The organism is Bacillus cereus group sp. BceL291 (genome assembly GCF_051776705.1).
GTDB lineage: Bacteria > Bacillota > Bacilli > Bacillales > Bacillaceae_G > Bacillus_A > Bacillus_A cereus.
In genome coordinates this window covers 1-22,492 of sequence record NZ_JBPWAP010000070.1, presented here as the reverse complement: position 1 = coordinate 22,492, position 22,492 = coordinate 1, and the positions used below count along the sequence as shown (strand labels likewise).

Sequence of the window (22,492 nt, the reverse complement as noted above, 5' to 3'; positions counted from 1 at the left end):
ATCATCTCCCAAAATTCCCCCATACATTTATAAAATTTTCATGTATGGTTTATTATAAACTGGCTGGGTTTTCAATGATAATGGTGGCTTACTATTAAGTTACTAAAAACAGAAACCTAAAACCGCGCCATAATAGAGATGTATATAAAATGTATAGGTCCATAGAACGAAAAAATGAAGTAGTTATTTTTTATTGTTTTGCTCTGTTTTTATATCAAATGTTTATAATTTATGATAAAATGTTATTAACAGATAACAAAAAGTGTTATCCTTGAATAAATTATTTTATGACTGAGAACACTAGTCTTAATATTGGATGTGGTTTTATTGGCAGCATTCAACGGAGCTACACAGGCCCAAGTTGAAGATATTTTAAAGAAGATTGTTGATTGCATTAATCGGGGAAATGACCATTTTATCCTTTTAGCACAAAGAGATAAGAATGAAGCCACTTTGTTGGAATTAGGATTTAGACCTGCAGATGTAAGACGGATTGTTGAAGAAGAACTAACTTATGAAGATTATTACAGGGGACCTAATCCAAATGGTAGCAGTAATGTTCCCCCACGATTGCGAAGTAGTGATATGTGGGAATTTGGAAAGATTGTTACTGGAAATAAAACGATGGAAGTTTATATTAAGTTTAGTTTTATTGAAGACAGTGATGGTCCTTTTACCTGTTGTGTTTCTTTTCATGAACCAGATCGTACAATCACATACCCCCTCAAGGAATCATGAGGGGGCATGAAAAACAGGAGGAAAAAGATATGACGTTACAATTAAAATTCTGTGTTCATTGTTTTGAACGAACTCCAGTTGAACATAAAATTGTTAAAGATAAAGTTGAATTGCATGGCGAAACTATCATATATGATGCTGAACGTTATGAGTGTACTAAATGTGGACAGTACACAGATAACGATGAATTAACAGATAGAAACTATAATAAGATTTATCGTAAATATCAGGAAAAGAAAGATATGCTAAAAGCAGAAGATTTTTATTATGTTCGTAAGGAACTTTATCAGGTTAGTACGCGTGTAATGGCCAAATTAATTGGGTGGAGCCCGGCTACTATCTCTCGATATGAACATGGAAGTTTACAGACGAAAAAACATGATACTCATTTTAAAACATATTTAGATCCACGCGCGATGAAACGAGCATTTGATAATTATCGTGATGAACTTGAAGATAAACCTAAAAAAGCACTTGAAGAAAGGTTATCTTTTTTATTAGATACAATAAAATCGGGTGAGTTATTAAAGGGATTAGATGATAGGCTTACTTTATTAAATATAGAAAATATAGATGATGAATGGCAAATGACTTCTACAGAATCAGTAGAGAAGTTTTTTATTATAAAAGGGCAAGAATTTAATGAGAAAGATGAAGACGATTTAAGAGTTTCTCCTTTAAAACTTCAGAAATTAATGTATTTTGCTCAGGGATGGAGCCACGCTTTCACTGGACACGATTTATTTGAAGATAATTTTCAAGCATGGCAACATGGTCCGGTAATTCCTGATTTATACCATCGCTATAAATCATATGGTTCGAAAAGAATTGATAAAGATTTTAATGTATCTATCCATGATTTAGGTTTAACATCTGATCAGTTGAGTATATTACATTGGATATGGGATAAATATAGTAAATTTGAAGCGAAATTTTTAGAAGACTTAACACATATGGAGTACCCTTGGCGAAAAACGCGCGCAGATTTAACTGATGATGCGAGTTGCGATTGGGTAATTGAAAAAGAAGATATTCATCATTTCTTTGATTCAATGTATAGAACATTAAAATTGCTACAGAGAAATTAATCTAAAGTATATGTAATCTGTGATAAATAAAAATCGATAATTATGTAAATGAGCTGTCCAAATGGATGGCTTATTTTATTTTTTGTTTAGCGTGGTTTTATTCCGAAATGCTGGCGGTACCTCCTTATGTGCCTTTTTCTTTTTCATAGTATATCCTCTTTTTTTCTGCATGTTGGTCATTATACTCAGCCCGACTTTATTTTTTTAGTGAAAATCCAAAAAATTTATTTATTTTTAAATTCTTTTATTTCGACAAAACATAGCAAGGACCGCGCGAGCTTCGTCGATGAATATTAAGAGGTATTAGAGATTTGATATGGAATTCCCCTTATAGGAGGTGGCGTAGCGCTATGTCAGAAGCAGAGGTAGTATATACCAGCAGTGAAGTATATACTCGTTTAGGGGTAAGTGGTAGCACACTTAGAAAGTATTCGGATGTCCTTGAACGTGAAGGGTATGACTTTAGAAAAAGCTGCAAAAAAGATTGCGAAGCAGTTTGGAATCGATAATATGAAAGAGGAATCCCAGAGAGTAGATTCAGCTCCTTATCAAATGCAGTATCAATTCCAACAACAATATAGCGCTATGATAGAAGAAATTAATAAGATACAGCAAGAAAAACTTTTAGAAATGGAAAAGAGACTAGGTGATCGTATGGATGAAAGAAATAAATTGATCGAAGAGGATATGAAAGATCGGAAGGAACGTGAAGAAAGGATAGAAAAGAGGTTAGAGCAAAGGGATGATAATCTTATGAAGATGGTCAGAGAGATTCAAGAAGCAAAACGTACTATTGTATTAGCACAGGAAGAAATAGCGGCAGCAAGAAAAAAAATCTGGTGGAAATTTTGGAAGTGAGTACATTCATTAGTGGATGTACTTATTTTCGTGAAAATAGTAAAAAGGGCTACTCAATATGAATAACCCTTTTTTATAAATTGGTAGAAAACAGCATACTAATAACTATTTAGAATACTTTTCTATTTTATGAGCAACAAAGATATTGAAAAAGGGCTGATATGAATATCAAACCCTTTGGACTATGTGTAATTATTTCACTGCCTCTTTTAATTCTTTTCCTGCTTTAAAAGCAGGTGCCTTTGAAGCTGCAATTTGCATTTCTTCACCTGTTTGTGGGTTACGTCCTGTACGTGCAGATCTTTCACGTACTTCGAATGTACCAAATCCAAGAATTTGTACTTTCTCTTCGTTGGCTAGAGCACTTGTTATCGTATCTAATACAGCTTGTGTTGCTGCAGCTGCATCTTTTTGTGTAAGTACTGCTTTTTCTCCTACTGTTTTTACTAATTCTGTCTTATTCATTTTTTGCACCTCGTTATATGTAATTTGGTGACTATTATAACGTGTGTGTACTCAAGATGCAATTTATAGTGTGCATAGAAAAAGCCTTAGTAAGAGCTAGGAGATAATTTTTGTAGGGTAGTAAGAAATTAAAATGTATTCATCACACGAATTATATCTATATATATTAATTTCGTTATTAAAAGTACCTATTCTTTATGTTCTACTTGTTTCCATATATTCTAAAAGAGAAATATCCATCTGATTCATTTCATCTTAGAAGGATATTTCCAATCTTTTTCTTTTCGAGTATTTAGATCAGGTTTAGATATATTTGTTGGAAGTGTTTGCTTTTCTATTTTAGCTATTCTCTCATCTAGTTTTTCAATAGCCTCTTTTGTTTCTTTCAGTTCTAATTTAATTTCTGTCAGTAAGCGAAGTATTGCATCTCCTTTTGTCATTTTCAACAGTAATCGCTCCTTTACTTAATAAAACGGAAATAACTTATTCTTAGATATATAATAGCATTACTATTGAAACCCTAACAATTTAATTGTAAAAAGGAATATATATATAGGGATAAATAACGTTATACCACAAGTTATAACGCGTACAAAGTGAGCTAGAAAAAATAATGACTTACGCTAAATTCTAAAGAAAGAAAAAACAAGATAAAAGACGAAAAAGGAATTTAGAGATATAATTATACTATTACATGCAGAGGATACCAAAAAAATCTTTAAATACGCTTGTTCATATGTGATTATTAGATAGAAAAAATATAAGGTGGTATAAACATGAAATCAACAGGTGTTACACGAAAAATAGATGAATTAGGGCGAATTGTTCTTCCAAAAGAGTTAAGAAGGACGTTAGGAATTGCAGAAAAAGATCCTATAGAAATATTTGTAGAAGAAGAAAAGATTATTTTACAGAAATACAAAACTTATGATGCTTGTGCAATAACTGGTGATATCTCAGAAAAAAATATATCATTGGCAAATGGTCAAATTGTTTTGAGTCCTGAAGGGGCTGAACTTTTAATTAAGCAAATCCAACAACAACTAGTTAAGTAAATTCGTTCTTCCTATTGCATATAATTAAGGAAAGCCATCTATATTGATGGCTTTTCTTTTGGACTTTGAATAGTACATTTTACAAACAAAGTGTAGTACATATTAAAAAGAGAGCACCTACGCTAATAGATGCTCTTAATCTGGTAAGGAGTTAATCATGAGTGAATATGAAACAACGGAGGTTGTCCCATACTTTACTATATGCTTGTCCCTACTAAAATGTTACACAGTAAAAGCACCTGTTTCCGCAAGTGCTTTTACGACCGAGACTATACTGTTTCCGCAAGTGCTTTTACGACCGAGACTATACTGTTTTTGTATTTGAAGGTTACGTATTATAGTATGTAATTATAAGTAACAAGTTACCCCAAAATACAATATGCGCTATTTGTCTCTCACATATTTTTTTGAAAAGAATAATATCAAATTTAAAATAAATTTAGTGATTGACACAATAATCTCTAGAATGCTACGGTTTTAATGGTAAAGTGATAAGAGGTTTAATGTTTAGGTATGGCGTATATGATGCTAAAAGGAAACTGAATACTTTTAGAGAATGAATTATATATTTTTATATTCCTTACAGTGAAATATAAAGATAATCTAATTAAATAAACCGTCCATATAGAGAGGAAGAAAGTAAGATGTTTAAAAGAGTTAGATCAGTTGTAGCTGCTATTATAGGAACGAGTCTGCTACTAACAGCTTGTAGTAGTGAAGAAAATGAGACAAAAAATAATGCAAAAGCAACTAACAAGAATGAAACAAAACAGTCCATTCATTTACCGTATATAGCGGAGATCCCAACAATGGATGTAACGAAGGCAACGGATAGTGAATCAATGAATGTAATGCGGAATGTATTTGAAGGCCTGTACATACTAGGAGAAGATAACAAAGTAATTCCTGGTGTAGCAAAATCATATGAAGTGAGTGACAATAAGAAAACATACACATTTCATCTAAGAGATTCCAAATGGTCAAATGGAACCCCTGTAACAGCTGCAGACTTCGTATACTCTTGGAAACGTGCTGTGAATCCTGATACAGCGGCAGAATATGCGTTTTTATTCTTTGATATTAAGAATGCAAAGAAAATTAATAGTAAAGAGTTACCTATTGATCAGCTAGGGGTAAAAGCAATAGATGATCAAACATTAGAAATACAATTAGAGCAGCCTGTCCCTTATTTCATTGATTTGACAACGTTTGCAACATTTTTACCTATTAACGAGAAGTATTTTGAATCACAAGGAAAGCAGTATGGCTTAGAAGCAAATCAATTGGTCTATAACGGCGCGTTTACATTGGATAATTGGAAGCATGAACAAGGTTTTCAATTGAAAAAAAATCCGAATTATTGGGATACTAAAACAGTGAAATTAGACGAAATTAACTTTGATATTGTGAAAGATAAGTCAACAGAAATTAATTTATATGAAGCGGGTCAAATTGACCGTGTAGGACTAACAGGTGAGTTTGTAGATAAATATAGAAACAGTTCTGATTTCAAAGAGCGACCTGAAGTAACTATGCAGTTTTTACGTATGAATCAAAAAAATGAAGTATTAAAAAATAAACATGTCCGTTTGGCAATTAGTCAGGCGATGAATAAGAAAGCTTTTGTTGATACAGTGTTAAATAATGGATCTCTTCCTGCGGATGGTTTTATACCCGCTCAGTTTGCTAAAGGATCGAATGGAAAAGACTTCAGGAAAGAGAATGGAGTATTAGTAAAAGATGATGTGAAGGCGGCCAAGGAAAACTGGAAGAAGGCAAAACAAGAACTTGGAAAAGAACAAGTAACACTCGAATTGCTCACGAGTGATAATGCAATAGCCAAGAAAAATGCGGAGTATTTAAAAGGTGAACTAGAAAAGAATTTAGAGGGACTAACGGTTCATGTTAAACCGGAGCCACGCAAACAGCAAATTCAGTTGCTGCTGAATAGTGATTATGATTTAGGTGTGGATGTATGGGGACCCGATATTCCTGATCCAATTACATTTTTAGATTTATTTACGACAGATAGTACATATAATTTTGATAAGTATTCAAATAAGCAATATGATGAACTCATTCATCAAGTGAAAACAGACTTAGCTGGTAATGAAAATGCACGTTGGGAGGCAATGAAACGAGCTGAGAAAATATTATTAGAGGATGGAGCAGTCGCACCATTTTATCAATCAGGCAGATCATACTTACAGCGTTCTTCTATAAAAGGTATTGTGACGAATGATTTTGGCGGGGAATTTAACTATAAATGGGCTGAAGTGAAGAAATAAGCAAAAAAAAAGGATTCGAATATAACGAGTCCTTTTTTTGCAATTATGCAGAATTGCATATTTAATTATCTTTTAATATCGACAAAAAACGACATTTTTTTCGATATAATTATATTAGAATCGAATATAACGATATTGGATGTTATAAATATACTGAGGGATATTGGGGAATTCTTGTTTTTTAGAAGGGAAAATATTATGAATGAAACACTTAAGAGAAAAGATAAAATTTCAGAACATACATTAAATAAATTCTTGAGTAAAATTATTGATGAGATTGATTTCCAAAGGAAAAATCAAGAGGATATCGCTAAAATAATTGGCATTTCTTCAGGAACACTTTCGAAGAATTTAACGGGGAAAAGTCAATTTGGATTTTGGAATGTAATTAGATTATTGAAGCTATTGTATGCCGGTGATATTAATAAACAAAGAAAGATGTTACATACCTTCTGTTCTGTCACAACAAGCAAGAAGAACTTAAGGATTTCCATGGAATATGCAAATGCAAAAGGTGATTTATCACTTCTTAAGCAAGTAGTGGATCAAGAAAGCAAGTCTTCACTCGCAATGAATAGAGAATGGGCTTATGTATATGAATTAGTATGGCTTAGAAATAGTGGCAGTATTAAAAAGCAAGAATTGTTAGCTAAACTGGAAGATCGAAAGGGTAAAAAAGTAATTAAGACAAAAGAGATGAAGGTTTTATACGGCATATTAACATACTATACTATGTATGATTTAGAAAAATATAATTCTTTATTCGAGTATGCTGAGGTGTTATTACCAGACGTTAATGCGATAACTGATAGTTTTATTAGAACATCTTACTTAGGCAGGCTTAAAGAAGGTTTAGCATATGCGTACCTGGTGCAAGATGATCTCGAAAAGTCTAGGCATTTATGTGAGGAGATTCTAGATTTAGAAGATCCTGAAGGGTGTTTTCATCTTTTAAGAGCATCTGCACTTGTATATTTAGCAGAGTCTTATACCTTTGAATGCTATGAGCGTGCATCCAGGTATATAAATAAATCTCTAGAACAATTAGAGCCATGTAATTTTGAAAGGGAATTTCAAAGAAAGCAGTCAATTCTTAATACATATGCTTTTATTAAGCTAGTTAATAGGCAAGAATTGGAGAATATAAAAATATATCATCCTGCTGAAGAGTCATTTTTAGAGATTGTTAAGGGGAACTATCAAAATGCAATTGATATTCTTAAGAATCTAGAGAAGAAGAATAGATTTTTAAGTCCAATGCAATATTGTATTTTAGGCATAGCAAAGAATGATATTACTTTAATTGAAAAGTCAATTGCGCTATATGAGTGTGTTGGTAACAGGTTCTATAGCAAATTCCCTAAAAAAATAGTAGTAGAATTTAATAAAAATGGTATAATATATGAGGGTGGTGCTATATGAAGAAATTATTATTTGTAATAACAAGTATCGTTTTAACGGCAGGAATTATTTATACTGCTGCAGGTAGTAAAGAGCAACCAAACAATTTAGTTGAAAAAGATTCAGAACATTTATTAGCTAGAATGGGAGATCCCGGTGGTGGAATGGGTTAACCTTTAAATAATTAGAATGCGATTGTCTCATAGGAGGCAATCGCATTCGTTGTTTTTAGGGATATTTCCTAAATATCAAATCCGAAATACAGGAAAAGTTTGTGAATGATTCACAAACTGATAGCTAATACGAAATCAAAATTTTAAACTATATTGTTGGTAAAGTTGCAAAAACCTTTGTGTTATCAAATCTACTGATAACACAAAGGTTTCCAAAGATTATTCCGTGAGGGCGGGGCATTAAAAAATTTAGCTCTTTTTTACAGGCTAATATTACACAAGTGCATTTAACTCACGTATCATATAAAAATTACTCAAAAATAATTTTACATTCATTTGGTAAAATGCTTTTTTATGAAATAGGTGTAATCAATAATAAGCTCTAATACTTCTTGCTGTTTTTGCAGAGGTAGGTCGGATATTGCTACTTTAATTTGTTCTAATTTACTTTCGAGGGGTGCATTTCGCCCAAATAATTCATCTATGGAGACATTATATATTTCAGCTAGATTCATAATAGAATCTGCATCGGGATCAGCTTTTCCATACTCCCAATTTGCATAGGTAGTACGAGCGATATTTAGGCGATATGCTACATCAAATTGAGTATATCCCTGCTTTTTCCGTAACTCAGCAAGTCGTTTGCTTAGATGAGACATATCATCACCTTATCCTTCTTAATTTATAAGGATAGTTTAAAGCAAAAAGGATACATTGTATCATATTGACTTATAATAAGTCAAAAATAATATAAATTTGTAATAATAAGTCTGTTTTGGTGGTTTAGTATGCTATTTTCTCAGGAAAATAAAAAAATAGAAAGAAACTGATTATAGAAATCGAGTTTCTTCCTATTATATATACTTACTAAAATAATGAATTTCCTATATCTATTGTGGCCAAGTTTTGACGTCTTGTACGCTCTCTTAAATAACGTTCCGTCGTCATGATAGATTCATGCCCTAAATAGTCCCTTATTTTTTTGAGTTCAACACCTTTTTCCATTAAGTAATTAGCCATAAAATGCCTACAAGTGTGAGGAGTAATTCTATCCTGTCGGTAGCGCAGAAAGTCTAAATTTATTTCTTCTATTTTTTTGCCACAACTGAAGATAGATAGTCTGCACGATAATTTGTTCCATCAGCTTTAGGGAGAAAAGCGGAGGTACTCGAAGCGTCTAGTTCCGTTGTTTGTTTACGCAAACTTCGAACATGGCATAAAGCATCCAATGTATCTTCAAAGATGCGAACTTCCCTACTTTTATTCCCTTTACCAACAACACGAAGTAGATAGGCACTTAAAGATGAATGAAAGACCAAATCTGCCCATTTTGCAGTTGCGATTTCTTCGATTCGTAGTCCTGTTGTAGTTAACAGGAAAAAAGCAGTGTAAACAAAATAGTTGGATTTTTTCAGTTCATCTAATATCTGGGTAACTTCTTCCGGATAAAGGTCACGATTGACTAGCTCTTCTTTTTTTACGGATACTTTTTTTAGGCGAATACTAAAGTTTTCTGAGAGTCCGTTGTTATCGTACACATATTTTAAAAACTGCTGAACTACTGTTTTCTTTTTACGTAATGTAGTGGCAGCATATTTCTTACTTAATTCATAGAAGTAGATTTCCATCTCATTATGGGATAACTCCTGGATGGTTCCGATTGTTTCTTTTATATAACAAAGAAAATGAGAAAGATCGTGCAGATACTGTTGTTTTGTTCGCTCACTTCTTTTTTTCGTTAAAGAAGGCTCGTCGTGTAAAAATAAATAAACTAATGATTCTTCACTTAATTGAGAGTAGTCAATATTACGGATACCCAAACCCATAATTTTTTCAAAATGACTGCTATCAAAAAAATCTGTTTTTGATTTTACAATTTGGTTATTATGTTCGTAATTTATAATATTCAAATCTAAACACAACCTTTTATGGAATGAAATATTAAATAAATATTTTTATATAAATTTTTATGATTCTAATTATACCACAATAAATAGAATATTTACCGTGGTATAAACTTAAATGATTAAAATAATATTTTTACCTTAAAATTTAATGTTTCTGTTTAGAAGATATATAATGGAAATGTTAAACTCGTTTTTTTGTACATTTCAATCCAAATGCGGTAGGAGGAGATTTTTTTGACTCATCTTCGTCGAAAAATTTTACAAGAAATCCATAATTTAGAAGATACACATTGTTCAATTTGCCCTCTGAACAATCTATCAGTGAATTGTACAGATGAGCAAGAACAGGCAAAACAAAGAAACTACAAACATTGCAAAGGTTGTCCCATTTTCGATTCCATCCGAGAGAAAGGAGATCAATTGAATTCTTTGTCGAAAAAGAGTACATTTAATAAGGTACGAGAACGTTATATGGAAAATCCATTTAAATATCTGCAGTATAAGGAGTACTCAATCAAAGATGTAGTAAAAGAAACAGGTTTAACAAAGTATCAACTAAGAAAATTTAAAGAACAGCTAGAATGAAAGTTTCGGATGAGGTGAGATATGAGCTATTTATCTTTAGAAGAGGTATGCGATCGGGTAGGTTTAACAAAAAATCAATTAGGTTATTTAATTAAGTATAAACACATCGAACCTATCAATCTAGATACCTGGAAAGCAGATGGGGGATATTGCTTTGAAAAAGAGGATGTAAAAAAGCTAGAGGAATTATACAAAGATTGTTTAACATTAAAAGAAGCTGCTGAATTTCTAAACAAATCTAAGACATACGTTCATAATGCAGCAAAAGATGGGATATTGCCTTTTAAAGAGATTGCTAAAGGGAAATCTACTGAACGATTATACTTAAAATCGGATTTGGAGATTTTCAAAGAAAGAATTGAAAATAGATCAAAAGAGGAGTCGAAAGAAAAAAAGCAGCATTTAAGTTTATACCTTGATGAAAAGGTATTAGAAGCAATAAAGAAAAAGGCCGAAAAGAAAGGGTATAATGGCTACAAGAAGTTTGCTGAAGACATTTTAACCGCAGAAGTAAAAGAAGACATAGAAGAATAGAAATTCCAGAGAGAATAGACCCCTAAAAAAACAAAAAACGTTATAAGGGGTCTATTTTTGTTTTTAATAAATTTATAAACCATCAGGTCTAATTGCATTGCCTGAAACGCCAATGACGTTTACAAGCGAATTTGAGAGGTCGTTTTTTTTTTTTTTTTTTTTTGTTCAGTCAAAATTGCTGTTATTACAAAAAAAGGAACTGATTATAAGAGAAAAAGTTTCACAATCTATAATATTGATATTTTTGGAAAATAAGGTATTGTTTACTTAATAGTATGAGAGGCGTTCAATAGAAGAAAGTAATTTGATATAAAACATAGAAAATACATTACGAAAAAGAAAACTTTAAATTTACATATTTATATTATAGTAAACTAACTAATATTTGATATTAGTCTACATACTAAGAAACTTCTTTTTCAAATTTAAAGCTTTAAAGCTACTATCAAAATTAAAAGGGTTAATTTAATAATATCCTAATACAGTAGGGGTTATGGTATAATGTAGATAGTAACTGAAGACGTGCGGTGGGAGGTTGCACCCTTTCTTTCTCTTAATTAAAGAGGGAAAGGAGGTGTAACCGATATGGATTTTTTACTTCAATTATTACAAGATGCTACGAAGCTATTCATTACAGTATTCGTAACAACTTATGCAACTGCTTATGCAAATAAGTTAGTTAAAAGTAATAATAAACGTAAAAGAACCACCGCGTCCGGCAAGACAAAAGGTGGTTCAAAAAGAAAATAACTAAAAACTTGCAACCAACCACCTTACAGCGGCAGTTACATATTGGACGGGATGTTTCCAGCATCCTGTCTTTTTAGTTTATGCAATTAAGTTAAGTGCTATACTTTATATACATTAAATATGCATTCAATATATATCTAATCTACAGTAAACATACCATATATTTATTTTTTGGTCAATAAACAAGCAATCATGATTTCATTCAAAGTATATGTGGAGTAAATTACAAAAGCCTAATTCTATTCACAGTATACTAAAATAATGAGATAAGTCTCCCTTATTTTAGTATACTGTGAATAGAAAGAAAATTCAGAACCGATATAGCGATGTTTATAGTATAGAATTCATTAGAAATTTATACATCATGTAAAAAGTACACATTTACGAATCATGTCTGTACCCCCCTATGAATTTTCTATACTTGTACTAGAAGTTTTATACATATAGGTGAAGGGAGGAAATTAATTGGGACAAGTACGTGTTGACCCAGATAAATTAGAATCAGCTGCAAATTCCATGTCACGAAATAGAGAGTCTATGGAAAGTATAATTCGAGAGCTTTTACAAGTCACGTTCGAATTACAGATGTCTTGGGAAGGGATGGCATATCAACGGTTTTTCGATGAATTTTTCTCAAAAAAGAGGAGTATGGATGATTTAGTTAAGCATTTACATCATACTGAACTCGAACTAAAGAAAGCTGCGAAAACATTCCGTGAAGCGGATGAGAAAGCGTTTGGGGATTTTAATCAGATGGGCAAGCTATGGGACGCCTTTCAGCGAGGAAGCGGGAAGGCTGCAGGGGACACTATTTTTGATCCATTAAAAAAAGGGTGGAACCAAACATCCGACTTTTTCGGAAACTTGGTGGATAATCCAATGGACGCATTGGAAGATGCAAAATATGGACTTACGGACTTTGTGGAGAGTTCTATTGATGATACGAAAGAGGAATTTAGAGATAAATACGAATTTATGAAAGATATGTGGAATAATCCTATTGGAACATTAAAACATGAGTTGGACGAGGAAGTCCAAGAGATGTATGCTATACGAAATGTTTTATCAGATTGGTATGTGGAGAACATAAAATATGGAGATGCAGAAAGTATCACGGAATCAGTAGCATACGGAGCGACTAATTTAGCTTTCTTTGGACTTGTCACAAGAGGTGCCAGTGCCGTAGGTAATGGTGCAAGATGGGGAAAAAATTTATCATCTATATCCAAGCTTCAGTTAGAAAATCGTTTAGAACCAGCTTTCGCTTATGGTAAGATAGATTATAAAGTTGATACTATTAAACCATCAGATACATATATGTTTGCAAAAACTTCAAGTGCGGTAAAAAGAAAGACCCCAGGTACAGTGACCTCAAGTTTTAACCTCGAACGAAGTTTAGGTACCCAAAAGAAGTTAATGTATAATGATGGTGCTATTGGTATTATTCCGCAAGAAGTTCGAGAAAAATTAGTAGGAAGAGAATTCAAATCTTTTGACGATTTTAGAGAAGAATTTTGGAAAACACTTTCTGATTCGAGCTATGCTAAAGAATTTAGTCCTATGAATATAAAACTTATGAAGCAGGGTAAGGCACCTTACTCACCACGAGCAGAACATTATGGGAACCATAATAAATATATACTACATCATAAACAGCCTATTGATAAAGGTGGAGATGTCTATAATCTTGATAATCTAATAATTGTATCTCCTAAAATGCATCAAAACGTTTTAGATCCCGCATACCATTTCGGGACCAAAGGGCTATAAATTAAACGGAAGGATGAAAAATATGACATGTAAAATGACGAAAACAGAACTGCTTGAGCTTGTAAAAAAAATTTATGATCTTGATTTACCTGAAGATGAACACAGTAACTATGTTCATCAATTTAATAACTCTGCTGTACCTCACCCTGCTCCAAGTGATTTAATTTTTTGGAATGATGAAGAATTGACTCCTGAAGAAGTAGTAGAAATAGCATGGAATTACAAAGAAGAAAAAAAATAGGATAAGATGTAAAATAACTATGAGTTAAAATGTTCAAAAATAAAAAACGGCCTAGAATTCTAGACCGTTTTTTTTATGATTTACTAATTTTCCAACCTTCTTCAGTTTTCTCTAATTCAATTACGATTACTTTTTTATAATCGTTTTTAGAATCTTTTTTATACACAGCATCAACAGTTACTGTAGCGATTTCGTTTTTCTCTTCAACTTTTCTAATCTTATAGCTTTTAAGATCTTCATTAATTGATTTCATTAATTCTGCATTTCCGCCAATAAAACCAACTATTTTTTTTGCTTCTGGTGTAAATAACTTTCCAAAATCTTTTGCATTTCCGTCTTTAGCATCTTCAAAATATGCTGTAGCAACTTCTTCAGGATCACGATTATCTCCACATGCTGCAAGTGCTGTAACTGATAAAGCCATTACCACCATTAACATGATCATACGCGTAAACTTGTTCTTCATTCAAACCGCTCCTTATATAAATTAATTTCAACTCGTAAAAAGAGCTAAATTACTTGTATAAGTATATAATATTTAAAACTATAAAACTATATATTTTTAGATATTATTTTTATGATATTAAGGTCGTAAAAACGAAAAAGAGTAGGGTAAATATACCTATTATTATAGTATTGATTTCCGTTATATACATTAGTATAATAATAACGTCAGAGCATGCTCTGAACAGTCAGCGTTATAGGGGTATAACAGACAACATTCATTTTTCAAATCATAAAATCGGATTCACTTATATGAAAGGTAAGAACCCTCCTACAATTAGGAGGGTTCTTATTTTTTCTAGAATATAGCTGAATTATTATGTGTTTTTTGATATTGAAATATTACAATGAATAGCCTAAAAGAGCCTCGACTTTTTTTGTATAACTCAAATTCTCATGTATGAATTATTGGCATCTGTTAATAATGCTAGTATTCAAATCCATTATAAATATAGGCACTATCTATGAAAAGCTCAATATTTCTCTTATAATATAAATATCATCTTATAAAACACTACCAATATTACATGTGAAATCATGTGAAAAAGGAGGATTCTCATGAATGATATATCCTTGAAAATAAACAACACTCAAAACCCTCATAATGTAGCTATTAAAAACATTTCTTCCGTATTTAAAAAAGAATGGCTTACAAGTTATGATTACCAAAAACAGAAACCTATTCACTATCAAAGTCAACAAGCACCAGGGCATCTCTTTACCTCACAAACTATAAAACCAATTCTTTATCTAACAAAATTAACTCACGCTGCTTTATATGAAGATCACAACCTAGTATCCTCTTTTCTTAAAAAAGGTGATACAGCTTGGAAAGAAGTTTTAAAATACAACCAAAACGGTGGTTTATGTATTTACGCAAGTGTTTTACTTTACTATTTGTTATTGGAATCCAATGAAATATCTAAGAATAGATTATCCTTTATGCAAGGCTATTATCATCATGAATTCCATGATCAACATATCCTTAAAAACATGTATCAAAACGGAGCCTTCGGACTTCATTCTTATATTCTCTTTGAAGATTACGTAATTGACACTACTATCCATCAAGTCGCTTTTAATTTTTATCCTGGTGAACACAAAGAGTTTAATTTTATCGGTGAAACCACCGGTGGCATTAACCTATACGGCTTTAAAGAAACAAATAGAACTGTATATAAATATGCAAAAAAGTTTGCTAAAAATTCTAATATGACAACTGAAGAGTGGATTAAATATCACCAATCTAAAATGAATGAATACATTTCAACTCAAATTTCACTCCTAAATAACAAAAAGGACTCTTAATTAATTTAAAGAGTCCTTTTCCTCAAAATATACATTATAAGTCTAGTTAATATGTCCTTGTACACTTTCTAAGATAGGTGTAAAAAGACATGAAAGTAGTAACTTATTTCATAGTTTAAAATGCTGAATTATCAACGGGGGGAGTTCATTTAGTACCCATTTTCTTGTCCGCATATTGAGACAAGAGAATGGGTACTTTTTTAAACAGAGACACCAAAGTGGATACTTTTTAAAAATAGAAAAAACAGGAAAATATTTTTTTGATTTATAAATAAAAATATTAAGATTTAATGATTTTTGAATAAGAAATTTTTAGTCTCTTTAAGATGAATAAAATGATAAATCATATCTAAATCATTAAAATGGACACTAGAATCTTTTCCTTCTTTTTCTGCTTCTGTTATAAGATTATTAATATATACTTCATATTTGGAATCTAGCAATTGACTAGGTACTAGCGAGTCTGAAATTGAACTTAGTTCTTTTTTATAACTATTAATTATATTAGACAAATCGAAAACTCCTTCCTCGTAAAGCTAAATATAGCATGATGTTTCCATAGATATCTTTTAAGAAATGAGTAGCTAATAAAATTAAATTTTAATAGGGAAAATATGTAACCTTAAAAAGAGAAAGAGTATAATTGATTAATAAATAAATGTATATAAAAAAACAATTGGAGGTACATATGATGGAATATAGAAAAAATATGGATTGGTTAATACAAACCATAAAAAGGGACCTGATATTTGAATATGAAGACTTATATAACCCTACGCGTAATGATGAATGTCCTTGCGGATCAGGGTTAAAATATAAGAAGTGTCATATGAATTCGCAGATAAAGTGGCGAAAAGTTGATGGTATGTTTCATGACGGTAAAACCCTATATGAAAATATAGAGTTGAAGAAAGGGTTATTAAATACCATGCTAGATATAGTATTGTATTTAAAAGAGAACATTAGAATTAGCGAAGAGAAAGGTCTAGAATTAATAGGTGATTTATTTAAATCACTTGATGAAGTATTTAAGCAACTGCAAAAAAATGCTCCTTGTAGAAAAGGATGTATAGCCTGCTGTTTTCAACCAATTAATTTAGCAACAATTGAGGAAAGTAAGATAAGAAATAAGCTTACAAAAGATATAGAGAAAAATATTAATAAGAATCATCAAGAAACGAAAAAGAGAAGAAAAATTCCTATGTCTCAAATTAATAAAAATAGTAGTAGAGCGAAATATGCTGAACCATGCCCTATGCTGGATGTAGAAAATAAAAAATGCACTGTATATGATGATAGACCATTTACATGTAGGACGTATTTTGTGGCAAATTCACCAGATTTATGCAATATGTATGATGGCAAGGTAACGATTTATAAAAATCAAGGATACCAAGAGTTGGTGGAAATTGTAATTTCTTTAATAGATGAAACAGTATTTGGTTGTTTTGAACTCAAGACATTACATGAAACTTTTTATAAAAAAAAGACATTCTTTAATAAACTGAAATTAATTTTTTAATAAAAGGAAAAAATTACCATTAAAATATCACATGACAATTAGTATAATGTGCAATATCAAGTAGTATTGGAGGTGATTATTACATGATGATGGATCTATTATCAAATCAGACAGTATTGTTTAGAATTGCAATTGGAATCAAGGAAAAAAATTACATACCAGTAGGTATTTACATAGATGGATCTGTGAAGGAATTAAAAATGAGTGACCTTACTGAAAAATTATATATAATTATAACGAATTATTAAAATATATTAATTTAATTATTTTTTACTAAAAAGAAATGATAGCATATAAAAATTCAAACAATATAAAAAGGGAAGAGTGATTTCTTCCCTTTAAGTTAGTATTTATTTTGTGTACATTAGTTTTCAACCACCATGATCTCCATGTTCCATCATCATAATAACAGGTGTCACAGATTCATTGTTACCCTTGTCAGAGGAAATGCCTGTTGTCAAAGTTAAGGCCGTTAAAACACCCATTAATCCTAATACTAGTTTTTTCATTTTAAGGACTCCCTTTCTTTGATTTTTTGTCGTGTCTTCGAGGCTAGATAGAAGTATTCACTTGATTTAATGTGGCTTCCTTCTTCATAGAATTTAATAGCCAGATACTCTTGGCTTTCTTCTATGTATTCATATAGTGATTCGCCTTCAAAGTAAGATATTCCTTCAAGTGCAGTCTTTTCCAAATCCTCTCCAGAGACATTGGAGATAAGACATTTTAAAATAGCAAATAGGTGTTTATATTCGCTATTTCCTAATTCAACACAAATACTATACCCTTTATCAGCTAAATCTTTTGCAATATCAAGTTCATCTAACTTGTAATGCTCTCTAGCTTGCAGGAATAAAGCTTTATGGTGTCTAGGATTATAAGTAGTCACTTCTGATAAATATCTGATTGCTAATGGAGATAAGTTCTGACTAGAATACATATATCCTAAGTTATGTCTAACCATTAGGGCATACTTTTCTTCATCAAGCTTCTTGAAAATATCCATAGCTTTAATAAGATGTTCTTCTGATAAAGCCCATTCTCTTAGCTTTGTACACGCAGTTCCAAGAAGGTTCTCGCAGAATCCAACGTTTCGTTCGTAACTTTCATGTTTCTCAAAAATCTCTTTTGCCTTTGCAGTATATTTAACCGAGTTAAGTGCTTCGTATATGTCATAATGGAAAGCACCTAATTTGTAGTAAAACTCAGCTTTTTCAATCTCATCTGGGACTAATTCGAGAAGAGATTCAGCCTTGTCAAAATGCTCTTTTGCAATTGTGTAGTTACCAATACCAGAAGCATGAATAGCTTTAAAGAAATGGTAGTAATAAGTTAAAAAGTTGTTTGTTGGAATCTCAAACGCTTCAACCTTATCAAAGCTACTTGCAGAGACACCTAAATTATCTACAATGTATTGGAAGCGGAAGTCTAGAAGGGAATAATATAATAGTAGGTTTTGATCTTCTGTTATGTTATTAATCTTCTTATCAATCTCTTCCTTTAACCTATGCGCTTGACCAATCCTTCTTGCACGGATTTCTATATACCATTCATTTAAAAGTTGTGTAATCTTCTCGTTCCCCTTAACTGAAACGTTCATAGTATCCTCCTCATCCCATCTATATGTTATATCTTAATAAATATCATAACAGAAATTAGATAAGACTAAATCCATCATATACCATTTCTCAAATAAATACAGAAAATTCAGTTAATTAAAGACTCAATAAAAGTATAGCATAAAAAAATAATACTTACATAATTTAAATGTTTTATATGATTTAGCAAATTTTTAGACCGCCCACTTTCAGGATTTTTACTATTTTCTAAAATAGCAAGTGTAGTTTAACTCGCGAGCTTAAAACTATTCGTTAAATAGAAATTTAACGAGCAGTTGACAATAGAAATACCATTAAAAACTACTATAAAACAAGGGTAATTATTTTGAAGTCAGTAACTTTATCATTAACACCAACTACTTTTGTTGTAACAGGAGATACAAAGGGAGAAATGCTTGCGAATGCAAAGAAAGCATTCGTTGAGCAAGTATCAAAAAATCTTTTCCCCCACATTAAATATTCTATTAATGACGCAGATGCATTAACTATGGAAACAAGTTTCCCTGGGTTACTTGTAGAAACAGAAGAAGGCTTGAAAGGAATTGTTACAGCAGTTCATAGAAAGACACCATAGATGTCATTTTAGCGGGCCATCTAGACGCAAATGGTGAACCACAGGCGTTTATAAAATCAAACGCAACTTTGAAGAGGCTAGAAGTATTCGATGTGAATCTTCGAAGCCAAATTAGGAAGAAGGCGACAGTAGGTATTTGAAAACCGAAGAAGGGTTCAAACCCGTAGTTGTTGGAAAAACAACTACACAAAAAACAATACTACATATTATTGGAGCTAATGAATCAGTAACACTAACACCAATAGAATTAATGCTTAATTTAAAAGATAATAATACAATTATACAGGTTAGGAGCAAGGAGATATGGGGACTAAACGACAAAATCTCAAATTATTGGAGATTCTAAGACTATGACGATTCAGTATAACTATGTTAAATCTACAGGGTATGGTCATTCATGTCCTTTTATGTACAAAGACATGAAAGTAGGAACTAATTTTATAGTGTAAAATCCTGAATTATCTATAGAAAAAGTTCATTTAGTACCCATTTTTCTGTCCGCATATCGAGACAAGAGAATGGGTACTTTTTTAAACGGAGACACCAAAGTGGATACTTTGTAAAATTGGTGCTACCCCTTAAATGTAATGAATTTTATTCAGGGAATAATTACCTTTGATATCCTAAGCTAGTTTATCTATAGTATAAATGGGTATATTGATGACATTAGTATTTTTATACTGCATTAATTCAAAGTGATAAAATTTCTTTGTGTTTTTTTAATTACTAAAAACATTTAAAAAACTTCACGACAAACACATTTTAGCTCCACTCATCGCACAAGTTAAAATTATATAATTAATTTATAGTAAAACAAACTAATAATTTTAATATAATAATATTAAGAATATACATTTATTGATTATAATAAAATATAAATTGAATGCGAGGTTGTATTATGAACAAATTTAATAATGATAATATACCAGGTTTAGTTTCTGAAGAAAACGTTGAACTATTAAAAGTTATGGCTCATCCAATACGTCTACAAATTGTTAGTGAATTGGCTAAGAGCAAGAAATTAAATGTAACACAATTAACTAATATTTTGGATATTCCACAATCAACAGTATCGCAACATTTATCCAAAATGAAAGGGAAAGCACTGAAAGCTGAAAGAAAAGGGTTAGAGATTTACTATCATATTCAAAACTCCAAAGCTGATAAAATCATACAAATACTAGGTCATGCTAATTAAATTGAAAAAATAGGTGGATGTACACCCAAACAGGGATTACTATTCACCTATTTTTTATTTTATAAAAAACATAAAAACGTTATAGTAAAATTTCTATAATTATAGTCCTTGTTTAACGTATTAAAGATTTTAAAGCGTATGTTATAGAATGTAACGCATCGTAAAAACTTTACAACATATTCATAACAACCACGGTACCCTTTCTCGTTAAAACAAGAAAATAGTAACGTGTTTTTACCTCATAAATAGTCTAAATCCTTAAGTTGATGGATGTGGGGTGGTACCCCATGCCCATCAACTTAAGAAATCAATCACCCTCCAAAAACGAAAAAATGGACTAAATTCCCATGAGCACCTATGAAAAGATAAAATTATCGCTTTGGGTTCAATTCATAATGTTAGATTGATGGACATATATGGTGACATCTTTTATCTATTATTCTAAATACAATTGTATTAGTAACATATGTATACTCTCAGCAAAACTTAATAGATATATCTAAGCTTATTATCGATAGCATGTACTAGCTATATGATGAATAGATTTTTAAGGAGGGGGAGGATACATGTCAAATAAAAGTGAAAAGTATTCAAAATGGTTAGATTCATATGATTTTTTATCTGCTGGAGCATTTGATCCTAGCCTTGTAGGACCTACCTTATCACCGATTCCACCATTTACATTACCAACAGGTCCTACGGGAGTAACTGGACCTACCGGGGATACTGGTCCTACGGGAGTTACTGGTCCTACGGGAGTTACTGGACCTACCGGAGATACCGGAGCAACTGGACCTACCGGAGATACTGGACCTACCGGAGATACTGGACCTACCGGAGATACTGGACCTACCGGAGTTACTGGACCTACCGGAGATACTGGACCTACCGGAGATACTGGACCTACCGGAGATACTGGACCTACCGGAGATACTGGACCTACCGGAGATACTGGACCTACCGGAGCAACTGGACCTACGGGGGATACTGGACCTACCGGGGATACTGGACCTACCGGAGTTACTGGACCTACCGGGGATACTGGACCTACTGGAGTTACCGGAGCAACAGGAGAGACTGAAGGTTGTCTGTGTGATTGCTGTGTTTTACCAATGCAGAATGTTTTACAACAACTTATTGGAGAAACTGTGCTTCTTGGCACTATTGCAGACGCGCCAAACGTCCCCCCTCTTTTCTTTTTATTTACTATTACTTCCGTAAGTGATTTTTTAGTTACAGTTACAGATGGTACCACATCCTTTGTGGTCAATATTTCTGATGTAACAGGGGTAGGTTTTTTACCGCCAGGACCATCTATAACATTACTTCCACCTGTAGATTTAGGATGCGAATGTGATTGTCGTGAACGACCAATTAGGGAATTACTAGATACGCTTATTGGTTCTACAGTGAATCTTTTAGCAAATACTGGTTCTACTGCAGCAGATTTTAATGTGGAACAAACAGGTCTTGGTATAGTGCTAGGTACTTTACCTATAAGTCCAAATACAATCGTTAGGTTTGCTATTTCAACTTGCAAAATTACAGCTGTGAATATTCTCTAAAATTTAGATTTCTTAGGAGAATATAAGTTTGAGGGAGTGCACATTCCTTACGTCCTTTAAAGATTAAAGAGCCAATTTACCCTTAACGGGGAAAGTCCGGCTCTTTTCTTATTCAAATTTGCTTAGCGTATATTTTCGTTAAAATGTAGGCGGTATGCCAGATTTAAAAGACTGAATTCAGTCTTTTTTTGTTTTAGGGGTATTAATTTTTTCTTAGCTTGATGGACATGTGGTGGTACCCCATCCCTATCAAGCTAATAGTTTTAATTACCCCATAACGAAATTTTTAGCATCGTTAACTATTGATAATGATAGGTTATGTTAATAAAAATTGTATGGGTGATATATC

At 32.0% G+C, this 22,492-nt stretch carries 25 protein-coding genes and 2 pseudogenes; 19 read left to right on the top strand and 8 right to left on the bottom strand.

The window, feature by feature from the left end:
* Positions 1–318: 318 nt before the first annotated feature.
* The 3 genes and pseudogenes from ACS2CR_RS27945 (at position 319) to ACS2CR_RS27935 (ending at position 2,684) form a co-directional block, all read left to right on the top strand.
* Positions 319–738 (top strand): type II toxin-antitoxin system MqsR family toxin, encoded by a 420-nt coding sequence (locus tag ACS2CR_RS27945; RefSeq protein WP_231942853.1) that lies wholly within the window; start codon positions 319–321, stop codon positions 736–738.
* Between the two features lie 29 nt (positions 739–767).
* On the top strand, positions 768–1,826 hold the full coding sequence (locus tag ACS2CR_RS27940; RefSeq protein ID WP_060852745.1) for a type II toxin-antitoxin system antitoxin SocA domain-containing protein: 1,059 nt from the start codon (positions 768–770) through the stop codon (positions 1,824–1,826).
* A gap of 350 nt (positions 1,827–2,176) precedes the next feature.
* Positions 2,177–2,684, top strand: a pseudogene (locus tag ACS2CR_RS27935) (DUF3967 domain-containing protein).
* A 192-nt stretch (positions 2,685–2,876) separates the two neighbouring features.
* Here the strand turns inward: ACS2CR_RS27935 and ACS2CR_RS27930 are convergent.
* Both ACS2CR_RS27930 and ACS2CR_RS27925 read right to left on the bottom strand, forming a co-directional pair.
* Positions 2,877–3,149, bottom strand: a complete 273-nt coding sequence (locus tag ACS2CR_RS27930) for an HU family DNA-binding protein (protein WP_060852744.1) — start codon at positions 3,147–3,149, stop codon at positions 2,877–2,879.
* Between the two features lie 245 nt (positions 3,150–3,394).
* Positions 3,395–3,589: a hypothetical protein gene (locus ACS2CR_RS27925; RefSeq protein WP_003308768.1), complete on the bottom strand. Its 195-nt coding sequence runs from the start codon at positions 3,587–3,589 to the stop codon at positions 3,395–3,397.
* A gap of 336 nt (positions 3,590–3,925) precedes the next feature.
* On the opposite strand from ACS2CR_RS27925, the gene ACS2CR_RS27920 reads away from it, so the two are divergent.
* The 4 genes from ACS2CR_RS27920 to ACS2CR_RS27905 all read left to right on the top strand — a co-directional run bounded on the left by ACS2CR_RS27920 (position 3,926) and on the right by ACS2CR_RS27905 (position 8,066).
* Complete coding sequence (locus ACS2CR_RS27920; RefSeq protein WP_000843047.1) at positions 3,926–4,204, top strand: AbrB/MazE/SpoVT family DNA-binding domain-containing protein; 279 nt, start codon at positions 3,926–3,928, stop codon at positions 4,202–4,204.
* Positions 4,205–4,848: 644 nt separating this feature from the next.
* Positions 4,849–6,492: a peptide ABC transporter substrate-binding protein gene (locus tag ACS2CR_RS27915; protein ID WP_060852743.1), complete on the top strand. Its 1,644-nt coding sequence runs from the start codon at positions 4,849–4,851 to the stop codon at positions 6,490–6,492.
* A 198-nt stretch (positions 6,493–6,690) separates the two neighbouring features.
* Positions 6,691–7,914: an AimR family lysis-lysogeny pheromone receptor gene (locus ACS2CR_RS27910; protein ID WP_060852742.1), complete on the top strand. Its 1,224-nt coding sequence runs from the start codon at positions 6,691–6,693 to the stop codon at positions 7,912–7,914.
* On the top strand, positions 7,911–8,066 hold the full coding sequence (locus ACS2CR_RS27905) for a hypothetical protein (protein WP_171840970.1): 156 nt from the start codon (positions 7,911–7,913) through the stop codon (positions 8,064–8,066). Before ACS2CR_RS27910 ends, ACS2CR_RS27905 begins: the two co-directional genes overlap by 4 nt.
* Positions 8,067–8,398: 332 nt before the next feature.
* On the opposite strand, the gene ACS2CR_RS27900 is transcribed toward ACS2CR_RS27905, so the two are convergent.
* Positions 8,399–8,725: a helix-turn-helix domain-containing protein gene (locus ACS2CR_RS27900; protein WP_060852741.1), complete on the bottom strand. Its 327-nt coding sequence runs from the start codon at positions 8,723–8,725 to the stop codon at positions 8,399–8,401.
* Positions 8,726–8,933: 208 nt separating this feature from the next.
* A pseudogene (locus tag ACS2CR_RS27895) lies at positions 8,934–9,976 on the bottom strand (tyrosine-type recombinase/integrase).
* 231 nt (positions 9,977–10,207) lie between these two features.
* Here ACS2CR_RS27895 and ACS2CR_RS27890 point away from each other — a divergent pair.
* From ACS2CR_RS27890 to ACS2CR_RS27870, 5 genes are all read left to right on the top strand, one after another.
* Complete coding sequence (locus ACS2CR_RS27890; RefSeq protein ID WP_000149389.1) at positions 10,208–10,558, top strand: zinc-finger domain-containing protein; 351 nt, start codon at positions 10,208–10,210, stop codon at positions 10,556–10,558.
* A 21-nt stretch (positions 10,559–10,579) separates the two neighbouring features.
* The gene (locus ACS2CR_RS27885) at positions 10,580–11,092 is read left to right on the top strand and encodes a helix-turn-helix domain-containing protein (protein WP_000121085.1); all 513 of its coding nucleotides are present in this window, start codon (positions 10,580–10,582) and stop codon (positions 11,090–11,092) included.
* 585 nt (positions 11,093–11,677) lie between these two features.
* On the top strand, positions 11,678–11,842 hold the full coding sequence (locus tag ACS2CR_RS27880) for a hypothetical protein (protein WP_000346798.1): 165 nt from the start codon (positions 11,678–11,680) through the stop codon (positions 11,840–11,842).
* Positions 11,843–12,307: 465 nt separating this feature from the next.
* Positions 12,308–13,612 carry a WXG100 family type VII secretion target gene (locus ACS2CR_RS27875; RefSeq protein ID WP_000532004.1) on the top strand — a complete coding sequence of 435 codons (1,305 nt, stop codon included), beginning with the start codon at positions 12,308–12,310 and terminating at the stop codon, positions 13,610–13,612.
* A gap of 22 nt (positions 13,613–13,634) precedes the next feature.
* Positions 13,635–13,853: a bacteriocin immunity protein gene (locus tag ACS2CR_RS27870; protein WP_000128275.1), complete on the top strand. Its 219-nt coding sequence runs from the start codon at positions 13,635–13,637 to the stop codon at positions 13,851–13,853.
* Between the two features lie 73 nt (positions 13,854–13,926).
* Here the strand turns inward: ACS2CR_RS27870 and ACS2CR_RS27865 are convergent, their stop codons facing one another.
* A complete protein-coding gene (locus ACS2CR_RS27865) occupies positions 13,927–14,319 on the bottom strand; it encodes a DUF4878 domain-containing protein (protein WP_000790837.1) in 393 nt (130 codons plus the stop codon).
* 596 nt (positions 14,320–14,915) lie between these two features.
* On the opposite strand from ACS2CR_RS27865, the gene ACS2CR_RS27860 reads away from it, so the two are divergent.
* The gene (locus ACS2CR_RS27860; protein WP_000997955.1) at positions 14,916–15,665 is read left to right on the top strand and encodes a hypothetical protein; all 750 of its coding nucleotides are present in this window, start codon (positions 14,916–14,918) and stop codon (positions 15,663–15,665) included.
* Positions 15,666–15,952: 287 nt separating this feature from the next.
* Here the strand turns inward: ACS2CR_RS27860 and ACS2CR_RS27855 are convergent, their stop codons facing one another.
* Positions 15,953–16,177 carry a hypothetical protein gene (locus tag ACS2CR_RS27855; RefSeq protein WP_000065268.1) on the bottom strand — a complete coding sequence of 75 codons (225 nt, stop codon included), beginning with the start codon at positions 16,175–16,177 and terminating at the stop codon, positions 15,953–15,955.
* A gap of 179 nt (positions 16,178–16,356) precedes the next feature.
* On the opposite strand from ACS2CR_RS27855, the gene ACS2CR_RS27850 reads away from it, so the two are divergent.
* Both ACS2CR_RS27850 and ACS2CR_RS27845 read left to right on the top strand, forming a co-directional pair.
* The gene (locus tag ACS2CR_RS27850; RefSeq protein ID WP_033679476.1) at positions 16,357–17,187 is read left to right on the top strand and encodes an SEC-C motif-containing protein; all 831 of its coding nucleotides are present in this window, start codon (positions 16,357–16,359) and stop codon (positions 17,185–17,187) included.
* Positions 17,188–17,270: 83 nt separating this feature from the next.
* Positions 17,271–17,435, top strand: coding sequence for a hypothetical protein (locus ACS2CR_RS27845; protein ID WP_014481861.1), 165 nt, complete (start codon positions 17,271–17,273; stop codon positions 17,433–17,435).
* Positions 17,436–17,558: 123 nt separating this feature from the next.
* On the opposite strand, the gene ACS2CR_RS27840 is transcribed toward ACS2CR_RS27845, so the two are convergent.
* Entirely contained in the window at positions 17,559–17,696 is a 138-nt protein-coding gene (locus ACS2CR_RS27840; protein WP_000737575.1) for a hypothetical protein, read from the bottom strand.
* A complete protein-coding gene (locus ACS2CR_RS27835) occupies positions 17,693–18,787 on the bottom strand; it encodes a Rap family tetratricopeptide repeat protein (protein ID WP_001103226.1) in 1,095 nt (364 codons plus the stop codon). Before ACS2CR_RS27835 ends, ACS2CR_RS27840 begins: the two co-directional genes overlap by 4 nt.
* Before the next feature lie 344 nt (positions 18,788–19,131).
* On the opposite strand from ACS2CR_RS27835, the gene ACS2CR_RS27830 reads away from it, so the two are divergent.
* The 4 genes from ACS2CR_RS27830 (at position 19,132) to ACS2CR_RS27815 (ending at position 22,143) form a co-directional block, all read left to right on the top strand.
* Positions 19,132–19,380, top strand: a complete 249-nt coding sequence (locus tag ACS2CR_RS27830) for a hypothetical protein (protein ID WP_000844156.1) — start codon at positions 19,132–19,134, stop codon at positions 19,378–19,380.
* Positions 19,381–19,516: 136 nt separating this feature from the next.
* Entirely contained in the window at positions 19,517–19,726 is a 210-nt protein-coding gene (locus ACS2CR_RS27825) for a hypothetical protein (protein WP_000845491.1), read from the top strand.
* Between the two features lie 552 nt (positions 19,727–20,278).
* Positions 20,279–20,578, top strand: coding sequence for an ArsR/SmtB family transcription factor (locus tag ACS2CR_RS27820; protein WP_001032039.1), 300 nt, complete (start codon positions 20,279–20,281; stop codon positions 20,576–20,578).
* A 566-nt stretch (positions 20,579–21,144) separates the two neighbouring features.
* On the top strand, positions 21,145–22,143 hold the full coding sequence (locus ACS2CR_RS27815; RefSeq protein ID WP_438906103.1) for an exosporium leader peptide-containing protein: 999 nt from the start codon (positions 21,145–21,147) through the stop codon (positions 22,141–22,143).
* Positions 22,144–22,492: the final 349 nt, after the last annotated feature.